Consider the following 14,622-nt stretch of genomic DNA (forward strand, 5'->3'; position numbering starts at 1 on the left):
CCCCACCATGGGCCCGGCGGCGTCAGCCAGGGAGGTGACCCGCATGCAGGACCGGACGCCGCGACCGGCGGCCTTTCTGGACCGGGACGGCGTACTGAACGTCGATAGCGGCTATCCCCACCGGCCGGACCAGATCATCTGGATCGACGGGGCGGCAGACGCGGTGCGGCTGCTGAACCGGCGCGGCTATCACGTCTTTGTCGTCACCAACCAATCCGGGGTGGCCCGTGGCTTCTACGACGAAGATGCCGTGACCAGCCTGCACCGCTGGATGGCGGCGCGGCTGGCCGAACAGGGGGCACTTATCGATGACTGGCGCTATTGCCCCTATCACGCGGATGCGCCACTGCCGCGATACCGGCGGCAGAGCGACTGGCGCAAGCCGGCCCCTGGCATGATCCTGGACCTGATGCGCCACTGGCCCGTGCGGCTGCAGGGCAGCTTCCTGATCGGGGACCAGGACAGCGACCTGGTGGCCGCCAAGGCGGCGGGGCTGCCCGGCCATCTGATCGACCCGGCCGGCCTCCTCGCCCAGGTGGACCGCCTGACGGGCGGCGCCGCGATGTCTGCCACCGATACCGAACAGCCATAATCTGTGCGGATCGCCCTTTGTTACCCCTGCAATTCGCTGTCCCAGTAAAGGAAGTCCAGCCAGGTCTGGTGCAGTTCGTCCTTGGCCCAGGGCATGCGTCTGGCCGCGGCGTCAAGCTGCATGGGGGAGGGTTCCACCGGCTGGCGCATCAGCCGCATCCCCGCCTGTGCCGGCGTGCGGCTGCCCTTGCGCAGATTGTCGGCGGAACAGGAGGCGACGATATTGGACCATTCCGTCAGGCCACCCTTGCTGCGCGGAATGACATGATCGAAGGTCAGGTCCTTCGCATCATGCCGCTGACCGCAATATTGGCAGCGGAACTCGTCCCGCAGGAACAGATGGTAGCGCGTGAAGGCCACCCGTTTGCGCTTGCGGTAGCTTTTCAGGGCAACAACGGCCGGCACCTCGAAGGCGCGGGTGGCCGAATGGATGCGGACATCGTCATAGGATCGCAACTGCGTCACCCGGCCCTGGAGGACGGCGACGAACGCCTCCTGCCAGTTCCAGACGGAAAGCGGCGCCCAACTGAGCGGTTGCATGTCGGCATTAAGGACCAAAGTCCTGAGATTGCTGACGGTCGCACTCATGCCCCACCCCCATGAAATGGAGGTTGGATCAGCAACCGCACCATGTGCGAACCGGATTTCAGCGACAGCGGGTGCCTGCCGGTCGGACGGGGGGACCCGGCCAGCACCAATTCGGGACAACAATCATAAGGTGGTGACAAGATTCACCCCCAGCGCCGTTCCGTCGGTGTTCCCGACCCCCGAGCCCCGCCTTCTTCCACCCGAGGAGACACCTTGGCATCGGGCGGCGGACAGGTTGGCGGCAGGCCGGAACGTCGGAAATTAGATATAACGGCGCAGGCCGTCTGGCAACCCGCCGAAGGGCGGATTTCCGGATTTATCATGCGTCTGCAACGAAAATGACACTCAAGTCCTTGTGGGTGTTGACCTTGTGACCCGCCATCCATTGAGGGTATAGTGCGTTTGCATAGGGACCGCCCCGGTCCATCCGGCTTTCAGGACATGGCAGAACAGCCCGACGCCACCATCACCCGCTTCGCCCCGAGCCCGACGGGGTATCTGCATCTGGGCCATGCCCATTCCGCCCTGTTCGCGTTCAATGCGGCACAGCGGGCGGGCGGGCGCTTTTTATTGCGGATCGAGGATATCGATCCCAATCGCTGCCGCCCGGCATTTGAGGTGGCGCTGAAAGCGGATCTGGCCTGGCTGGGGCTGGCCTGGGCAGAACCGGTGCGCCGCCAGTCCGAGCATATGGCCGACTATGCCACCGCGCTGGAAAGGCTGGACGGGCTGGGCGTCACCTATCCCTGCTTCTGTTCGCGCAAGGAGATCGCGGATGAAATCGCGCGGGCCGGCAATGCCCCGCATCTGGTCGCCATGGGGCCCGAGGGTCCGCTTTATCCCGGCCTGTGCCGGCATCGCCCCCGGGCCGAGGCGGCCGCCCGCGTGGCAGCGGGGGAGCCGCATGCCATCCGCCTGGATGTGGCGAAGGCGGCGGCACTGACCGGCCCGCTTTCCTGGCATGACCGGGGGCGGGGGCGGACCGATGCGCTGGTCGGCCTGCTGGGCGATGTCGTGCTGGCCCGGCGCGATGTCCGCACCTCCTACCACCTGTCAGTGACGGTGGATGATGCGTTACAGGGTGTGACCCTGGTGACACGCGGGGAGGACCTGTTTCACGCCACACACGTCCACCGGCTGCTTCAGGCCCTGTTGGGCCTGCCGGTTCCGGATTATCATCATCATGGGCTGCTGCTGAACGACAGGGGCGAGCGACTGTCCAAACGCGACGGCGCCACCGCCCTGCGGGAGCTGCGGGACCAAGGGTTGGACCCGGCCACGGTGCGGGCCCGCGCACGGGGTAAAATGATGCCCATCCATGAGGGGTGCGCGATGAAGGAAAGGTAAAAGGGAACGGCGAGCGGAAACAGGCTTGATGCAATTTTAAGGATATTGTGGCCAAATATTGTGGTATGGAGACCATGCCATGCAAGATACGTCCATGTTCGATCTTTACCGCCAGCGCGTCCGCGACACCACCATCGATGACAGGACCCTTCTGTCGACGGACTATTTCAATCATTTCAACGAAGTGATCATGCTGCTGTCGATGGTTGGCGACATGCCCGACATGCTGGACGAGATCGTCGCCTGGACACCCAAGACCTATCGCCAGCATTTCGAGGAATCCGGCCTGGCCTTCGCCCCGCTGGCCATCGAAGCCTATGACCATGTGCCCATGGAATTCCGGGCGCCGTTCGATGACACCATCAACGACATGAACAGCCTGATCGTGGAGGCGGTGGCCACCCTGTCGCCCATGCGCGACGATCCGGAAATGCTGGGCTTCACGGCCGGCGACTATTGGCGGCGCCTGCAGGATCTGGTGGATCGGGGCAGCGCGATCGTCCATGGCTCCGTCCAGGACAGCAACCCCGCCGTCACCATGGACCAGAGCGAGATCGACGACCTGTTCTGACCCGCCGCGACCCGCTTGACACCCAACACGGTATCTCAGTCGCCGGCGCCAACATTCGTTGGCTTGGCGACCCCGCATGGGCGGCGCGGCGGCGACTGCCGGCCCGGCGCTTGAGGTGCCGAAAACCTTGACCATCGGTCAAGATTTTCGGCCGCTCGTATCAGATGGCACGGGGGCACGGCTGCCATGCCCCCGCCCGGCCTTGCCCCGGGTACGGCCAGCGGCCACCTTGACCCCATCCCGTCTTTCTGTTCCGGACCTCTTCCGCCATGTCGCATCCCGTCCCGCTGCTTCCCGGCCTGGCCGGCATCGCCGATCGCTATGACGGCTTCATCCTGGACCTGTGGGGCGTGGTGCATGACGGGATACGCCCCTATGACGGGGTCGTGGAATGCCTGCGCGCGCTGCGCGCGGCCGGCAAGCGCGTCTGCCTCCTGTCCAACGCCCCGCGGCGCATCCAGGCCGCAGCGGCCAAGCTGACGGCCATGGGGGTGACCCCGGACCTGTATGATGCGCTCTACACCTCGGGGGAAGCCAGTTTCGAGGCGTTGCGCGACCGCAACGACGCCTGGCACGCGGCACTGGGGCCGCGTTTGTTCCATATCGGCCCGCCGCGGGACAATGATGTCTATGACAGCCTGGGCGACCGTGCGCGCGTGGACAGCCCGGAAGAAGCGGATTTCGTCCTGAATACCGGCATCGACGACTATGACGAGACCCTGGTCGATTATGCGCCGCTGCTGCAGCGTTGCCGGAACCTGGGGCTGCCCATGCTGTGCGCCAACCCCGATCTGGTGGTGGTGATCGATGACCGGCTGGTGCTGTGTGCCGGCGAACTGGCCCGCCACTATGGCGAACTGGGCGGCGATGTCCGTTATCACGGCAAGCCGCACGCCCCCGTCTATCGCCGCTGTTTCGACCTGCTGGGCGGGCTGCCCCCCGGCCGCATCCTGGCCGTGGGCGACAGCCTGCGCACCGACATCGCCGGTGCCAATGCCGCCGGCATCGACAGCCTGCTGATCACCGGCGGCATCCATCGCGAGGAACTGGGCACCGTGCTGGGGCAGTTGCCGGGGCCGGCGGAACTGGGCCGGCTGCTGGAAGCCAGCCCGCACCGCCCGACCTGTGCCGCCGCCGGCCTGCGCTGGGACTGATGCCGCTCTTGCGATGAGCAGAACTCATCGCAAGGTGGTCCGGCGGCGACCACCGCCGCACGGCCCCGGCCGCGTCGCCAAAACCCACACCCAAAGCCAACGCCCAAAAGCTACCGCATGAGGGGCACTGGCGATTGCAGGGCATGATGCAGCCGGGGCCGGTGCCGGATCACCCGGGGTCGAAGACGCCCAGCGCCCGCCGGAAGACGGCGGAATAGTCGGCCGCCGTGCCGAACGCCGCCTGTTCCTCCTGCAGGCCTGCCAGGCGCGGCGACGCATCGGAGGCCGTGCGGAAATAGCTGAGGATGAAGATACGCAGCGCCGCGGTCAGGGCGCTGTCCCCCCGGCGGGCATCGATCATCGTGACGATATCGTTCATCAGATGCGATTCGCGCCGGCATATCTCGGTCAGACAGTCCCATAACAGCGGTTCCATCCGAACGCTGGTCCGCTTGCCACCGACAATGACATTTCGGCACACAGCCCGCATGGACTCCGGCGCCGTATCTTCGGGATTCGTCGGGGGACGACGTTTTGCGGCCATCTGGAACCGTCCGTCCTATTGTCAATCGTTGTTCGCAGTTGTGCGGAACATATTGAATCTACTTGTATGTGACAATGGGTTGTCGCGGGTGCTATGATAGCCATTCCGATTACCCGTTTTCCGGCAAGGGTTTGTAACAGGCCAGCGACATTGTTTCGGCAAGGAAACCCTGCGCGACAGCCCGGTGATGTGCGCTATGATGCCAGCCGATTCCCCGCCCTGCCCCACCCATCCGGACGCCCCCCGATGCCCCCTTCCAGCAACCGCCCCCGTGTCACCCCCGGCATTCCGCTGGGTGGAGTCGTCGCCGTCCTGGTCACCGCCGGCACCATCGGCTGGGCGTTGGCCACAGGGGACAGGGATGGCGGCGGCTGGTTGACAGGGGCGGAGCAGCATTTCGCCAGGATCTCCGACCATCGGAGCCTGAAGACGGAGGTTGAGGTCAGGACGACCAGGTCGGCCGACAGGACGGAAGTCCGCGCCACGACAGGCCATCGGCCCCATCAGGCCGTCGACATGGCCGCCATCGGACGCAGTGTCGATGCGGCCCTGGAAACGGCCGCGAAGGCCGCCACGGCCAAGGCCGACGCCACACGCGGCAGGGACCCGGACATCCGCTACCTGGACCGGTCCAGCGACCAGGACGGCACCAACCGGCTGACCGCCACGGCCCTGGCACCGGCCGGCCTGCGGCTGGCCAACGTGAAGGGAAGTGTGAAGATCAAGGTGGCGGATGCGGGCGACCAGATCCTGTTCACGCTGGAGAACAGCCGCAAACGGTTCAACCTGTCCATCCGCAACGGGGTCCTGTGGATCACGGGACCCGGCCCCGACAGCGACCCCGCCGTGACGCTGGAAGTGTCGGTCCCGCGCGGCACGCCCCTGCTGGTGAACAATTTTGCTGGCGATCTGACCGTCGATGGTGACCTGCAGGCGCCGGCGCGCCTGGAACTGGCCGAAGGAGAGATGGCCATCGGTGGCCTGGAATCGGCCAGTGTGCGCATCACCCGGTCGGGCACCGTGTCGCTGGGCACTGTCCAGGGTCTGGCCGCCGTGCGGGTCACGGGCCAGGGCGACGTGAATATCGGCAAGGCCGGTACGGCCGCCCTGGACCTGACCGGTCCCGCGAGCGTGCGGCTGGGCGTGGTGGACAACGGGCTGAGCGTCAATGTGCCGGGGCCGGGCACGATCAAGGTGGGGTCGGTGTCCGGTGCCGTGGCGGCGGCCATTCCCGGCCCCGGCACCCTGGACATCGGCGCCGGCACGGCCAGCAGCCTGACAGCCGGGCTGACGGGACCGGGAGAACTGCATTTTGGCGGCACGGCGCGCGACCCGCAAATCCTGCTGACGGGACCGGGCCGCGTCATCCTGGCCGGGCATGAGGGCACGCCCAACGTCTATCATCTGGGCAAGGGCGAGGTGCGGCTGGCGCGCTGATGCCGCGGGGCCGGTCTCACGCCTCCCGCTCACCCGCCGCAGCGTCGCCCTCACCGGAATGGACAGGCACCAGCCCATGGCCCAGGGCGACGCGATCGTCAAAGACGAAGCAGCCGCCCTGCCACAGGCTGTCCTGCGGCTCGATCCGTTCCAGATAGTTCAGGATGCCGCCCTTCAGGTGGTAGACCTCCCCGAATCCCTGCTGGAGCATATAGGCTGTCGCCTTCTCGCAGCGGATGCCACCCGTGCAGAACATCGCCACCCTGCGCTGCCGGGCCGGGTCCAGGTTGCGGCGGACATAGTCGGGGAACTGCCCGAAGCTGGCCGTGCCGGGATCGACCGCCCCCCGGAAGGTGCCATGCGCCACTTCAAAACTGTTGCGCGTATCGATCACCAGCGTGTCCGGGTCGCTGATCAGGGCGTTCCAGTCCTCCGGCTCGACATAGGTGCCGACGGCGCGCAGCGGATCGGCTGCCGGCACGCCCATCGTCACGATCTCCTTCTTCAACCGCACCTTCAGGCGGCCGAAGGGCAGGCTGCCGGCCTGCGACCAGCGTGGTTCCAGCGGCGCGATACCGGCAATCGCCGCAATCCGGCCGACCACGCCCTCCATCAACGCGGCCGGCCCGGCGATGGTGCCGTTCAACCCTTCCGCCGCCAGCAGCAGGGACCCGCGCACGCCGGCCGCCGCCATCATGTCGTAAAGCGGCTGGCGCAGGTCGCGGAAATGCGGCAGCGGGTGGAAACGGTAAAGCGCGGCGACGGCGATATCGGTCATGGCAGGCGGGTCCGGTCTGGCTGACGACGCTTATAGCAGCCGGGCGCCCGCCCGCCCACTATGGCAACGCATGCCCGCGCAGCCATTCCAGCGACTGTTCCAGATGCCGGGCCGCATCGGCCGATTCGTCCTCCAGCACATACCATTCGACCCCGGCCCGCCTTGCCGCGGCCAGCAGGGCCGGCCAGTCCACCCGGCCCTGCCCCACCGGGGCGAAGTCGCCCGGCGGCGCCTGACCGGTGAAATCCCCCACCGCCGCCTGCGGCACCATGTCCTTCAGGTGCAGCATTTTCACCCGCGATCCCAGCCGATCCAGCAGGGCCACGGGATCGGCCCCGGCCTTCACCACCCAGAACACGTCCAGTTCGATATCGACGCAATCGGGGTCCAGCCCGGCCAGCAGACGGTCCAGCAGGATGCCGTCACCATCGGGCACGAATTCGTACCCGTGGATATGGTACATGACACCCAGACCCGCCGCCTTCAGCACGGGGCATGCGGCCTTGTAGGCGGCGATGGCGGCATCCACGTCGGCGCGGCTGATCGCCTGGCCGGGGCTTGCATCCGGCGGCTTGATCCAGGCCACGCCGACATAGCGGTAGCCGACCGCACGCGCCGTCTCCACGATCTTTTCCGGATTGTCGCGCAGGTCGCCCAGCCAGACATGGCTGCCCACGGCCGTCAGGCCGGCCTTGTCCAGGGCTGCCCGGAAATCGGAGGGCGACATGCCGAGCGTGCCATAGGCTTCCACCTGCGTCACGCCCATGGCCCGCAGCCGGTCCAGGGCCGTGGCCGGGTCACGCAGCAGCGCCGCATGCAAGCTGTAAAGCTGGACCGCGATACGATCTGCTGGCACGGCAGCGTCTGCCGTCCAAGCCGCCGGTACGGCGGCCCCGGCCATCCAGGCCCCCAGCCCCGCGCCCAGCAGGCGCTTCAACATCCCCGCCATCGTCCCCCCCCGCTTTTCTGATAACGCTGTCAGACCGGTTATCGGCCGAACAGCGGCCCTTGCCAAGGGGGAACCGCCGACAAGCCCGGCGCGATGCGGTTCAGCGCTGTTCGCGCACGGTCAGCAGCAGGCCCAGCCCCAGCAGGAAAAGCAAGATGACGGTGGCCATGCCGGCCCGCTGGGTCTCCATCAGGCTGACCGCCGCGGCATAGGCCAACGGCCCGATGATACCGACGGCGCGTCCCGTCAGGGCATAGAGCCCGAAGAACTCCGTCTCCAGCCCCTTCGGGGCCAGCCGGGCCATCATCGACCGGGCGGCCGCCTGGGCCGGTCCGAAGAAGATGCCCAGCCCCATGCCCAACAGCAGCAGCCATTGCTGATCGGGCGTGAAATCCAGCGGCAGCGGCAGCGCCAGGACCGGGGCCCAGCCCCACCAGCCCGTGCCCACCAGGATCATGGCCAGCCCCGTGGCGATCAGGCCCAGCAGGCTGATGATCAGGGTCGGCTTGGCGCCCATCCGGTCGTCGGCCCAGGCGAAACCGATGGCCCCCAGCCCGGCCGCCACGTTCAACAGGATGGCGAACAGGATCAGTTGCTGCTCGACCATGCCGAACACGATACCGGCATAGATGCCGCCAAACGCCGTGATGGTATTGATCCCGTCGCGCCACAGGGCGCTGGCGATCAGATAGCGCAGCGTGTTGCCATGGGCCGGCAGTTGCCGCAGCGTGCGGCCCAGGGTGGAAAGCCCTTCCCGCACGGCGTCCATGGCACGCCGACCGGCCACGCGCGGCCGGTCGGGCACCAGCAGGAACAGCGGCAGGGCGAAAACCGCGTACCAGACGGCGACCAGTACGGAAGTGGCCCGCACCGGGGCCGATTCCGCACTGTCGATCCACCCGAACAGCGGCGGATCGGCCTGGAGCAGCAGCACCAGGCACAGGATCAGGCAGACCAGCCCCCCCAGATACCCCACGCCCCAGCCCCAGCCCGATACCCGGCCCAGGTGGCTTTTGGGCGCGATGACGGGAAGCTGGGCATTGTAGAAGACATTGGCCAGTTCGAAGGCCGTGCTGGCGATGCCCACCAGCAGAAGGGCGGGCAACGCATAGGCCGGGTCGGGCCGGATGAACCAGAGCAGGGCCGATCCCAGCACGGCCAGGGCCGTGAAGCCGCCCAGCCATGGCTTGATGGGCCCGCCGCGGTCCGCGATGGCACCCAGCACGGGCGACAGCAGCGCGATGGCCAGGCCCGACAGGCCCAGCATCACGGCCCAGTCGGCCGATCCCGACTGAGCGTCGGCCGCCACGCCCTTGGTGAAATAGACGGAGAAGACGAAGGTGCCGATGACGGTGTTGAAGGCCGACATGGCCCAGTCATAAAGGCACCAGCCGGCGATGGCCGGACGCGGCAGCCGGCCCGTTTCCATGTCAGGCCACGGTATAGCGGGCGCGGGCGCCGCGTTCCAGGGCCGCAGCCGTCAACCGGTCGACATCCAGCCCATGGCGCAGCAGTTCCAGCAGGCGCAGTTCCTCCTGGGTGGCGGTGCGGTCCACGGCCACGACCTCGCAGGCCAGCATATAGGCGGTCTCGCGCAGGCTCTTGGGCAGGGACCGCTTGATCATGCCGATGGCCGTGTCGAGGCCGGACGGATCGCTGAGGATTTCCGTGCATTCCCGTATCAGCGTGGCCAGCTGGTCGATGTGGAAATCTGCGAAGACGGGCAGGCTGCGGATGCTATCCCCGATCATGTGCAACTCGGCATCCGTCATGTCGCCGTCCGATGCCGAGGTCAGCACCATGGTGTAGATCAGGGCGCGGTGATGGTCGATCATCCTGGGGTCCTGCTTCGGCTGGAATATCGCGGGTGCGGGCAGTAGGGCGCAAAGCAGCCCCGACCGTCAAGCCCACGGGCGGCTTAGGCCGTGGGTCGGACCCGGCACCAGGCGGCCTACGGCAACCGGCAGCCTTCCCGCACCCCCCCCTCACCGCATGGACAGGGGCAGGGGCAGCGGCAGGCCGGCCGTCTCCGTCCACACGATGCGCGACGGCGGCAGGGACAGGGTGACGGTCGTGCCCTCGCCGAACACGCTCTCGATGGTCAGGCGCCCGCCATGCAACTCCGTCAGCCCCTTGGACAGGGTCAGGCCCAGGCCCGTGCCCGGCGTGGACCGGGCGTAGACATTGTCGACCTGATGAAAGGGGACGAAGACCTTCGGCAGGTCCTCCGGCTTGATGCCGATACCGGTATCGCTGACGGTGATGGCAACGCCGCGCGCCGGATCGACGCTGGCCACCAGCCTCACCGTGCCGCCGGGGGAGGTGAACTTGATGGCGTTGGACATCAGGTTCAGCACGATCTGCTTGAACTTCACATCATCGACCAGGATGGGGGGCATGCCGTCCGCCACCTCGATCAGCAGATTGAGGCGGCGTTCCATGGCGCGGGCCCGCACGATGCGCTCGCAGCCGCGCACCAGCTCATCCACACCGCAGATGCGCTCGCGCAGTTCCACCCGCCCGGCCTCCATCTTCGACACATCCAGGATGTCGTTGATCAGGGTGAGCAGGTGACGGCCCGAGGCGATGATGTCGCCGGCATAGGCGACGCTGGAACTGTTCTGGGCCTGCTTCTCGCTGGACTTCAGCTCGCTCTCCAGCACCTCGGCGAAACCGATGATGGCGTTCAGCGGCGTGCGAAGCTCATGGCTCATATTGGCCAGGAATTCCGTCTTGGTGCGGCTGCCCAGTTCAGCCTGCGCCTTGGCATGCTCAAGCTGTTCGGCGGCGCGGCGGCTGGTGATGGCCAGGGCAGCAAGCTGCACCGCGCGGCGGGCCCGCTCCATCTCCCAATCCTGTGGCGTGCGCACCGTGTCGCCATAGATGGCGAAGGCGCCCAGCGGCTCCCCGTCACCCGACAGAATGGGCAACGACCAGCATGATCGCAGCCCCGCCGCCAGCGGCAGGTGCTTGAACCGGGTCCAGCGGGGATCGCTTGCGATATCGGCGGTGACGACCGGTGCGCGGCGATAGACGGCCGCCCCGCAGGCACCGACATCCGGACCGATGGCCACCCCTTCATAGGCGCGGCCCATCTCGGCCGGAAGGTTGGGGGCCGCGCCGACCGACATGTGGAGGCCATCCTCTGCCAGCAGCAGGATGGAACAGCGGGCATTGTCCAACTGCTCCTCCATGCCGCGGCACAGGGCCGCCAGCACATCGCCCAGCGACGCGCCCGCCGCCGCCATCTCCAGAATTCCGCGTTCCACCATCAGCAGCCGTTCCATGCGGCCGCGTTCCCGATTCTCCGTCTGCAACTGCCGGGCATTTTCCTTGAACACCCGGACGGCGGCCGCCATGGCGGCGATCTCCGCCCCCACGCCCTTGAAATCGGGCAGTTGCACGGAATGATCACCGCCGGCCAGTGCCCGCATCGCTTCCGTCATCTGCCGGATGGGCCGCAGGACGCGCTCCCGGAACATCCAGGCAGCGAAGGCCAGCGCCACCATGGCGATCAGCAATTCCGCCATGTCGGTCCAAAGCCGGCGCCGGGCGGTGGCGCGGATATCCTCCGTCGCGGCACCTGCGGCGTTGACGGCCTCCACCACCAGGTCACTGGCCGCATTCAACATGCCCGTGCCGCTGCGCAGCAGCTCGGGCATGCGGCCGCGTGCCTCCCCCCGTGCCGCCGCCTCCAGCACCACGGCGCGCAGGGGCAGGTACCGCTGATGAAAGGCCGTTTCCATCTGGCTCAGCGCCGCCTGGGCGGGCTCGGGCAGGTGCGCAGGCTCCGCCGCCTGACGCACCAGCCGCCAGGCCATCTCCATCTCGGCCAGGGAGGTGGCCTCCCTCAGGGCGCTGCCCTCTGGCCGCCGGCCCATGATGGCCATGTAGAGCAGGCCCATATCCTGCCCCACCTCGCTGCGCAGGCGGATGGCGTCGCGGGTCAGCATTTCGGCGGCGCCCGCCGCACCGCCAAAGGACAGGGCGGGACGGTTGATCTCCCGCAGCAGAGTCAGCAGCGCCGCCCCATAGGACTGCGAGGCCTCCTGCCAGTCGGCGATGATGACGGCGGCATCGGCGCGGCTGGTTCCCACCCCGTCCAGCGTGCGGCCATCCTGCAGGCGCGACATCAGCGCATCCAGGGGCTGGCGCAACTCCTGCACACGGGCCAGGGCCACCCGCAGGGAGGCGACATCCTCCTCCAGCGCGCTTTCCACCGGCATACGGGCAAGGTGGGCCAGGGCCGCGCCGGCGCTGCGCTCCCCCTCCTCGCGATGGCGGTTGATCTGGGGCCGCAGGGCGGCTTCCGGGGCGCCGGGCATGCTGGCGGCCTCCAGCACCAGGCTGGTCATCCCGGCCTCGATCCCGTGGTCGCGGGCCGCCACCAGCAGATCGCGGCTGACCTGCTTCAGGTCGGCGATCTCCGTTGCGACCTGGTATTCACGCCACCCGGCCTGGATATCGAGGGACTTGCCAATGACATGCACACTGGCCAGCAGGGCAAGCCCCCCCATCAAGACTTTGCGCATCCGGTCCCCCGCCATCCCGGTGTCGCCACCGGTTAGGCATTGCGTTGGAGCAATAGTCTACGTGCGCCATCTCCCCGCCGCAATCATCGCGATGCATGCCTATCCGGAAGGAACCAGGGCCGGACGGCTGGCGCGGAACATCAATCTCCGCCGGCCCCACCGGTGACGCGGATGATGATATCGACGCGCGACAGGCTGGTGCCCGGCGGCAGGCCCGGCAGACCCGTCAGCCGCAGATGTTCGGCCGCGATGTCCAGCAGCCGGCGGCTGTTCTCATGGAAGATATGGTGGTGGTCGGCGGTATTGGTATCGAACCATGTGCTGCCGGCCTCCACCACAACCTCGCGCAGAAGGCCCGCATCGCGGAACTGGTTCAGCGTGTTGTACACGGTGGCCAGCGACACTTTCATATCGGCCGCCAGCGCCTCGGCATGCAACTGTTCGGCGGTGACATGCCGATGCCCGCCGCCCTGGAACAGCAGCGTGGCCAGATCGACCCGCTGGCGCGTCGGGCGCAGGCAGGCGCGGCTCAACCGGTCCGCGATCGCGCGGCAATCCCGTGCATCCTCGGCACAGCCGGGGGCACAGTCGGGCAGGCAGGGATCGTCGGGGAAGGGATGAACGCTGTCAGGCATCGTGCCGGGAACCGTTGAAAAGGCGGGTCCCGGTCATGTGGGGCAGGCAGAGGCGATTTGACAAGGGGTAAGTGTGACGAAGGTCACACCGGCCGGCCATGCCGACAATTCATGCCGGGGCCGGACAAGGCGTCAGGAATAACCGTAGGGGCCGGGGCCGGAAGGGCCGCTGCCGCCATCCCCCCCGTCATCGTCGTCATCGTCGTCATCGTCGTCATCGTCGTCGCCATCCAGGTCGAAATCATCGTCGGCCAGGGCGATCTCCATGGCGGAAAGGGCTGCCTGGGTATCCAGATCGTCGTCTTCCAGCAGGTCCGACAGGCTGAACCCGTCGGCCAGCGGGTCCTCCTCATCCTCCAGCTCCGTGCAATCGGCGATGCCGACGACGGCGCGGCGCACCTCCTGCTCCAGCATGGCCAGGCTGGCGCGCTCCAGCTCACCGCCACAGGAGGATAACGGCAGACCGAAGCTGAACAATGCCACCGTTGTGCAGCCATCCAGCGCAGCACCGCGCAGCCACATGAAGAAGCGGAGCTTCTCCCCGTCCTCCTCCCCGTCGGTGACGAACCGGGCCATCACTTCCCCGTCCGGCAGCCATTCCAGGGACCCTTCGCCCACGCGGCCCTCGGGGCCTTCCATGAACTGTTCGGCCGTCTGGCGCAGCACGGCATGGGCCCGCAATTCGGCATCCTCGCCCTGATGCTCGAAGCTGTGCATGGCCACGCGCAGGGTGCCGGCACCATCCTGTTCACGATGGAACACGGACAATTCGCCCTCCGTGCGCGTGCGCCAGTCCCAGGGCAGGCGGAAGCGCACATTGTCCCCATGCCAGACATTGCGCATTGTCACACGCTGCACGGGGCCCTGGACGGGGCCGGGATGGAAGCGGATACGGGTCGCCTCCTCCCCCAGCCGGTCGATCAGAACGGCCAGTTCCGGGTCGTCGGCGCGCATGCCGGGGATCAGAAGCTGCAAGGTCGCCACGCGCACCAGATCGGGCGGCTGGAAATCCGCCACCTTCCAGACGAATATCTGGCGATCGGGCGGCTGCGACACGGCATAGGCGATCCATTGCCGGTCCCCCCGCATCTGGGCATCGAACGGGTTCGGCGCGCCGCCGATGCCGTCCACCCCATCCTCGATCGATGGCAGGATGCCACGGGGCAGCACATTCTCGCGGTCCAGATACTGGATCGCCTCCTCGGCGCGCACGCCATAGGGGTTGCGATAGGTCGTGACGGAGATCAAAAGATCGACGGGATCGGCACCGGGCGACTGGAAAGCCAGCCCGCCATCATCGCGGGACAGCCGCTGCCAGCTTGCCGGGACACGCAGGCTGACGACGCCGCCGCGCAGGGCCACGGGGTTCCAGTCGTTCGTCAGCTCGCTATCGAAGGCTTCGTCTCTCATAATCATGAATCTAGGCGCGTTGCCGCGCAGAGTCCATGATTGGCGCGTGACACTGGCATGAAACGACGCTTCCAGGGCCCATATGC

14 protein-coding genes are annotated in these 14,622 nt (G+C 67.4%); 5 read left to right on the plus strand and 9 right to left on the minus strand.

The window, feature by feature from the left end:
• Positions 1 to 43: 43 nt before the first annotated feature.
• Positions 44 to 592 carry a D-glycero-alpha-D-manno-heptose-1,7-bisphosphate 7-phosphatase gene (locus ACM9LZ_RS07980; RefSeq protein ID WP_416618855.1) on the plus strand — a complete coding sequence of 183 codons (549 nt, stop codon included), beginning with the start codon at positions 44 to 46 and terminating at the stop codon, positions 590 to 592.
• Positions 593 to 612: 20 nt separating this feature from the next.
• Here ACM9LZ_RS07980 and ACM9LZ_RS07985 read toward each other — a convergent pair whose 3' ends face one another.
• The gene (locus tag ACM9LZ_RS07985; protein ID WP_416618856.1) at positions 613 to 1,179 is read right to left on the minus strand and encodes an HNH endonuclease; all 567 of its coding nucleotides are present in this window, start codon (positions 1,177 to 1,179) and stop codon (positions 613 to 615) included.
• A 441-nt stretch (positions 1,180 to 1,620) separates the two neighbouring features.
• On the opposite strand from ACM9LZ_RS07985, the gene gluQRS reads away from it, so the two are divergent.
• From gluQRS to ACM9LZ_RS08000, 3 genes are all read left to right on the plus strand, one after another.
• On the plus strand, positions 1,621 to 2,526 hold the full coding sequence (gene gluQRS / locus ACM9LZ_RS07990; RefSeq protein WP_416618857.1) for a tRNA glutamyl-Q(34) synthetase GluQRS: 906 nt from the start codon (positions 1,621 to 1,623) through the stop codon (positions 2,524 to 2,526).
• A gap of 79 nt (positions 2,527 to 2,605) precedes the next feature.
• Positions 2,606 to 3,097, plus strand: a complete 492-nt coding sequence (locus tag ACM9LZ_RS07995; RefSeq protein ID WP_416618858.1) for a hypothetical protein — start codon at positions 2,606 to 2,608, stop codon at positions 3,095 to 3,097.
• 269 nt (positions 3,098 to 3,366) lie between these two features.
• Positions 3,367 to 4,251 carry a TIGR01459 family HAD-type hydrolase gene (locus ACM9LZ_RS08000; RefSeq protein ID WP_416618859.1) on the plus strand — a complete coding sequence of 295 codons (885 nt, stop codon included), beginning with the start codon at positions 3,367 to 3,369 and terminating at the stop codon, positions 4,249 to 4,251.
• A 169-nt stretch (positions 4,252 to 4,420) separates the two neighbouring features.
• Here the strand turns inward: ACM9LZ_RS08000 and ACM9LZ_RS08005 are convergent, their stop codons facing one another.
• Positions 4,421 to 4,795, minus strand: a complete 375-nt coding sequence (locus tag ACM9LZ_RS08005) for a ribbon-helix-helix domain-containing protein (protein WP_416618860.1) — start codon at positions 4,793 to 4,795, stop codon at positions 4,421 to 4,423.
• Positions 4,796 to 5,041: 246 nt separating this feature from the next.
• Between ACM9LZ_RS08005 and ACM9LZ_RS08010 the strand changes: the two genes are divergently transcribed.
• Complete coding sequence (locus tag ACM9LZ_RS08010) at positions 5,042 to 6,232, plus strand: head GIN domain-containing protein (RefSeq protein ID WP_416618861.1); 1,191 nt, start codon at positions 5,042 to 5,044, stop codon at positions 6,230 to 6,232.
• A 16-nt stretch (positions 6,233 to 6,248) separates the two neighbouring features.
• Here the strand turns inward: ACM9LZ_RS08010 and trhO are convergent, their stop codons facing one another.
• The 7 genes from trhO to ACM9LZ_RS08045 form a co-directional block, all read right to left on the minus strand.
• The gene (gene trhO, locus ACM9LZ_RS08015; protein ID WP_416618862.1) at positions 6,249 to 7,010 is read right to left on the minus strand and encodes an oxygen-dependent tRNA uridine(34) hydroxylase TrhO; all 762 of its coding nucleotides are present in this window, start codon (positions 7,008 to 7,010) and stop codon (positions 6,249 to 6,251) included.
• A gap of 58 nt (positions 7,011 to 7,068) precedes the next feature.
• Positions 7,069 to 7,959 carry a sugar phosphate isomerase/epimerase family protein gene (locus ACM9LZ_RS08020; RefSeq protein WP_416618863.1) on the minus strand — a complete coding sequence of 297 codons (891 nt, stop codon included), beginning with the start codon at positions 7,957 to 7,959 and terminating at the stop codon, positions 7,069 to 7,071.
• A 100-nt stretch (positions 7,960 to 8,059) separates the two neighbouring features.
• Positions 8,060 to 9,388, minus strand: a complete 1,329-nt coding sequence (locus ACM9LZ_RS08025; protein ID WP_416618864.1) for an MFS transporter — start codon at positions 9,386 to 9,388, stop codon at positions 8,060 to 8,062.
• Position 9,389: 1 nt separating this feature from the next.
• Complete coding sequence (locus ACM9LZ_RS08030; protein WP_416618865.1) at positions 9,390 to 9,794, minus strand: tellurite resistance TerB family protein; 405 nt, start codon at positions 9,792 to 9,794, stop codon at positions 9,390 to 9,392.
• 150 nt (positions 9,795 to 9,944) lie between these two features.
• The gene (locus ACM9LZ_RS08035; protein ID WP_416618866.1) at positions 9,945 to 12,491 is read right to left on the minus strand and encodes an ATP-binding protein; all 2,547 of its coding nucleotides are present in this window, start codon (positions 12,489 to 12,491) and stop codon (positions 9,945 to 9,947) included.
• Between the two features lie 140 nt (positions 12,492 to 12,631).
• The gene (gene irrA, locus ACM9LZ_RS08040) at positions 12,632 to 13,126 is read right to left on the minus strand and encodes an iron response transcriptional regulator IrrA (RefSeq protein ID WP_416618867.1); all 495 of its coding nucleotides are present in this window, start codon (positions 13,124 to 13,126) and stop codon (positions 12,632 to 12,634) included.
• 132 nt (positions 13,127 to 13,258) lie between these two features.
• A complete protein-coding gene (locus ACM9LZ_RS08045; RefSeq protein WP_416618868.1) occupies positions 13,259 to 14,536 on the minus strand; it encodes a hypothetical protein in 1,278 nt (425 codons plus the stop codon).
• Between the last annotated feature and the right edge of the window lie 86 nt (positions 14,537 to 14,622).

The organism is Niveispirillum fermenti (assembly GCF_048066175.1).
Classification (GTDB): domain Bacteria; phylum Pseudomonadota; class Alphaproteobacteria; order Azospirillales; family Azospirillaceae; genus Niveispirillum; species Niveispirillum fermenti.

What these genes read in the sequence shown, in the direction of transcription:
- ACM9LZ_RS07980 (WP_416618855.1), top strand. Translation starts at nt 44, where the DNA reads ATGCAGGACCGGACGCCGCGACCGGCGGCCTTTCTGGACCGGGACGGC.
- ACM9LZ_RS07985 (WP_416618856.1), bottom strand. Translation starts at nt 1,179, where the DNA reads ATGAGTGCGACCGTCAGCAATCTCAGGACTTTGGTCCTTAATGCCGAC.
- gluQRS (WP_416618857.1), top strand. Translation starts at nt 1,621, where the DNA reads ATGGCAGAACAGCCCGACGCCACCATCACCCGCTTCGCCCCGAGCCCG.
- ACM9LZ_RS07995 (WP_416618858.1), top strand. Translation starts at nt 2,606, where the DNA reads ATGCAAGATACGTCCATGTTCGATCTTTACCGCCAGCGCGTCCGCGAC.
- ACM9LZ_RS08000 (WP_416618859.1), top strand. Translation starts at nt 3,367, where the DNA reads ATGTCGCATCCCGTCCCGCTGCTTCCCGGCCTGGCCGGCATCGCCGAT.
- ACM9LZ_RS08005 (WP_416618860.1), bottom strand. Translation starts at nt 4,795, where the DNA reads ATGGCCGCAAAACGTCGTCCCCCGACGAATCCCGAAGATACGGCGCCG.
- ACM9LZ_RS08010 (WP_416618861.1), top strand. Translation starts at nt 5,042, where the DNA reads ATGCCCCCTTCCAGCAACCGCCCCCGTGTCACCCCCGGCATTCCGCTG.
- trhO (WP_416618862.1), bottom strand. Translation starts at nt 7,010, where the DNA reads ATGACCGATATCGCCGTCGCCGCGCTTTACCGTTTCCACCCGCTGCCG.
- ACM9LZ_RS08020 (WP_416618863.1), bottom strand. Translation starts at nt 7,959, where the DNA reads ATGGCGGGGATGTTGAAGCGCCTGCTGGGCGCGGGGCTGGGGGCCTGG.
- ACM9LZ_RS08025 (WP_416618864.1), bottom strand. Translation starts at nt 9,388, where the DNA reads ATGGAAACGGGCCGGCTGCCGCGTCCGGCCATCGCCGGCTGGTGCCTT.
- ACM9LZ_RS08030 (WP_416618865.1), bottom strand. Translation starts at nt 9,794, where the DNA reads ATGATCGACCATCACCGCGCCCTGATCTACACCATGGTGCTGACCTCG.
- ACM9LZ_RS08035 (WP_416618866.1), bottom strand. Translation starts at nt 12,491, where the DNA reads ATGCGCAAAGTCTTGATGGGGGGGCTTGCCCTGCTGGCCAGTGTGCAT.
- irrA (WP_416618867.1), bottom strand. Translation starts at nt 13,126, where the DNA reads ATGCCTGACAGCGTTCATCCCTTCCCCGACGATCCCTGCCTGCCCGAC.
- ACM9LZ_RS08045 (WP_416618868.1), bottom strand. Translation starts at nt 14,536, where the DNA reads ATGAGAGACGAAGCCTTCGATAGCGAGCTGACGAACGACTGGAACCCC.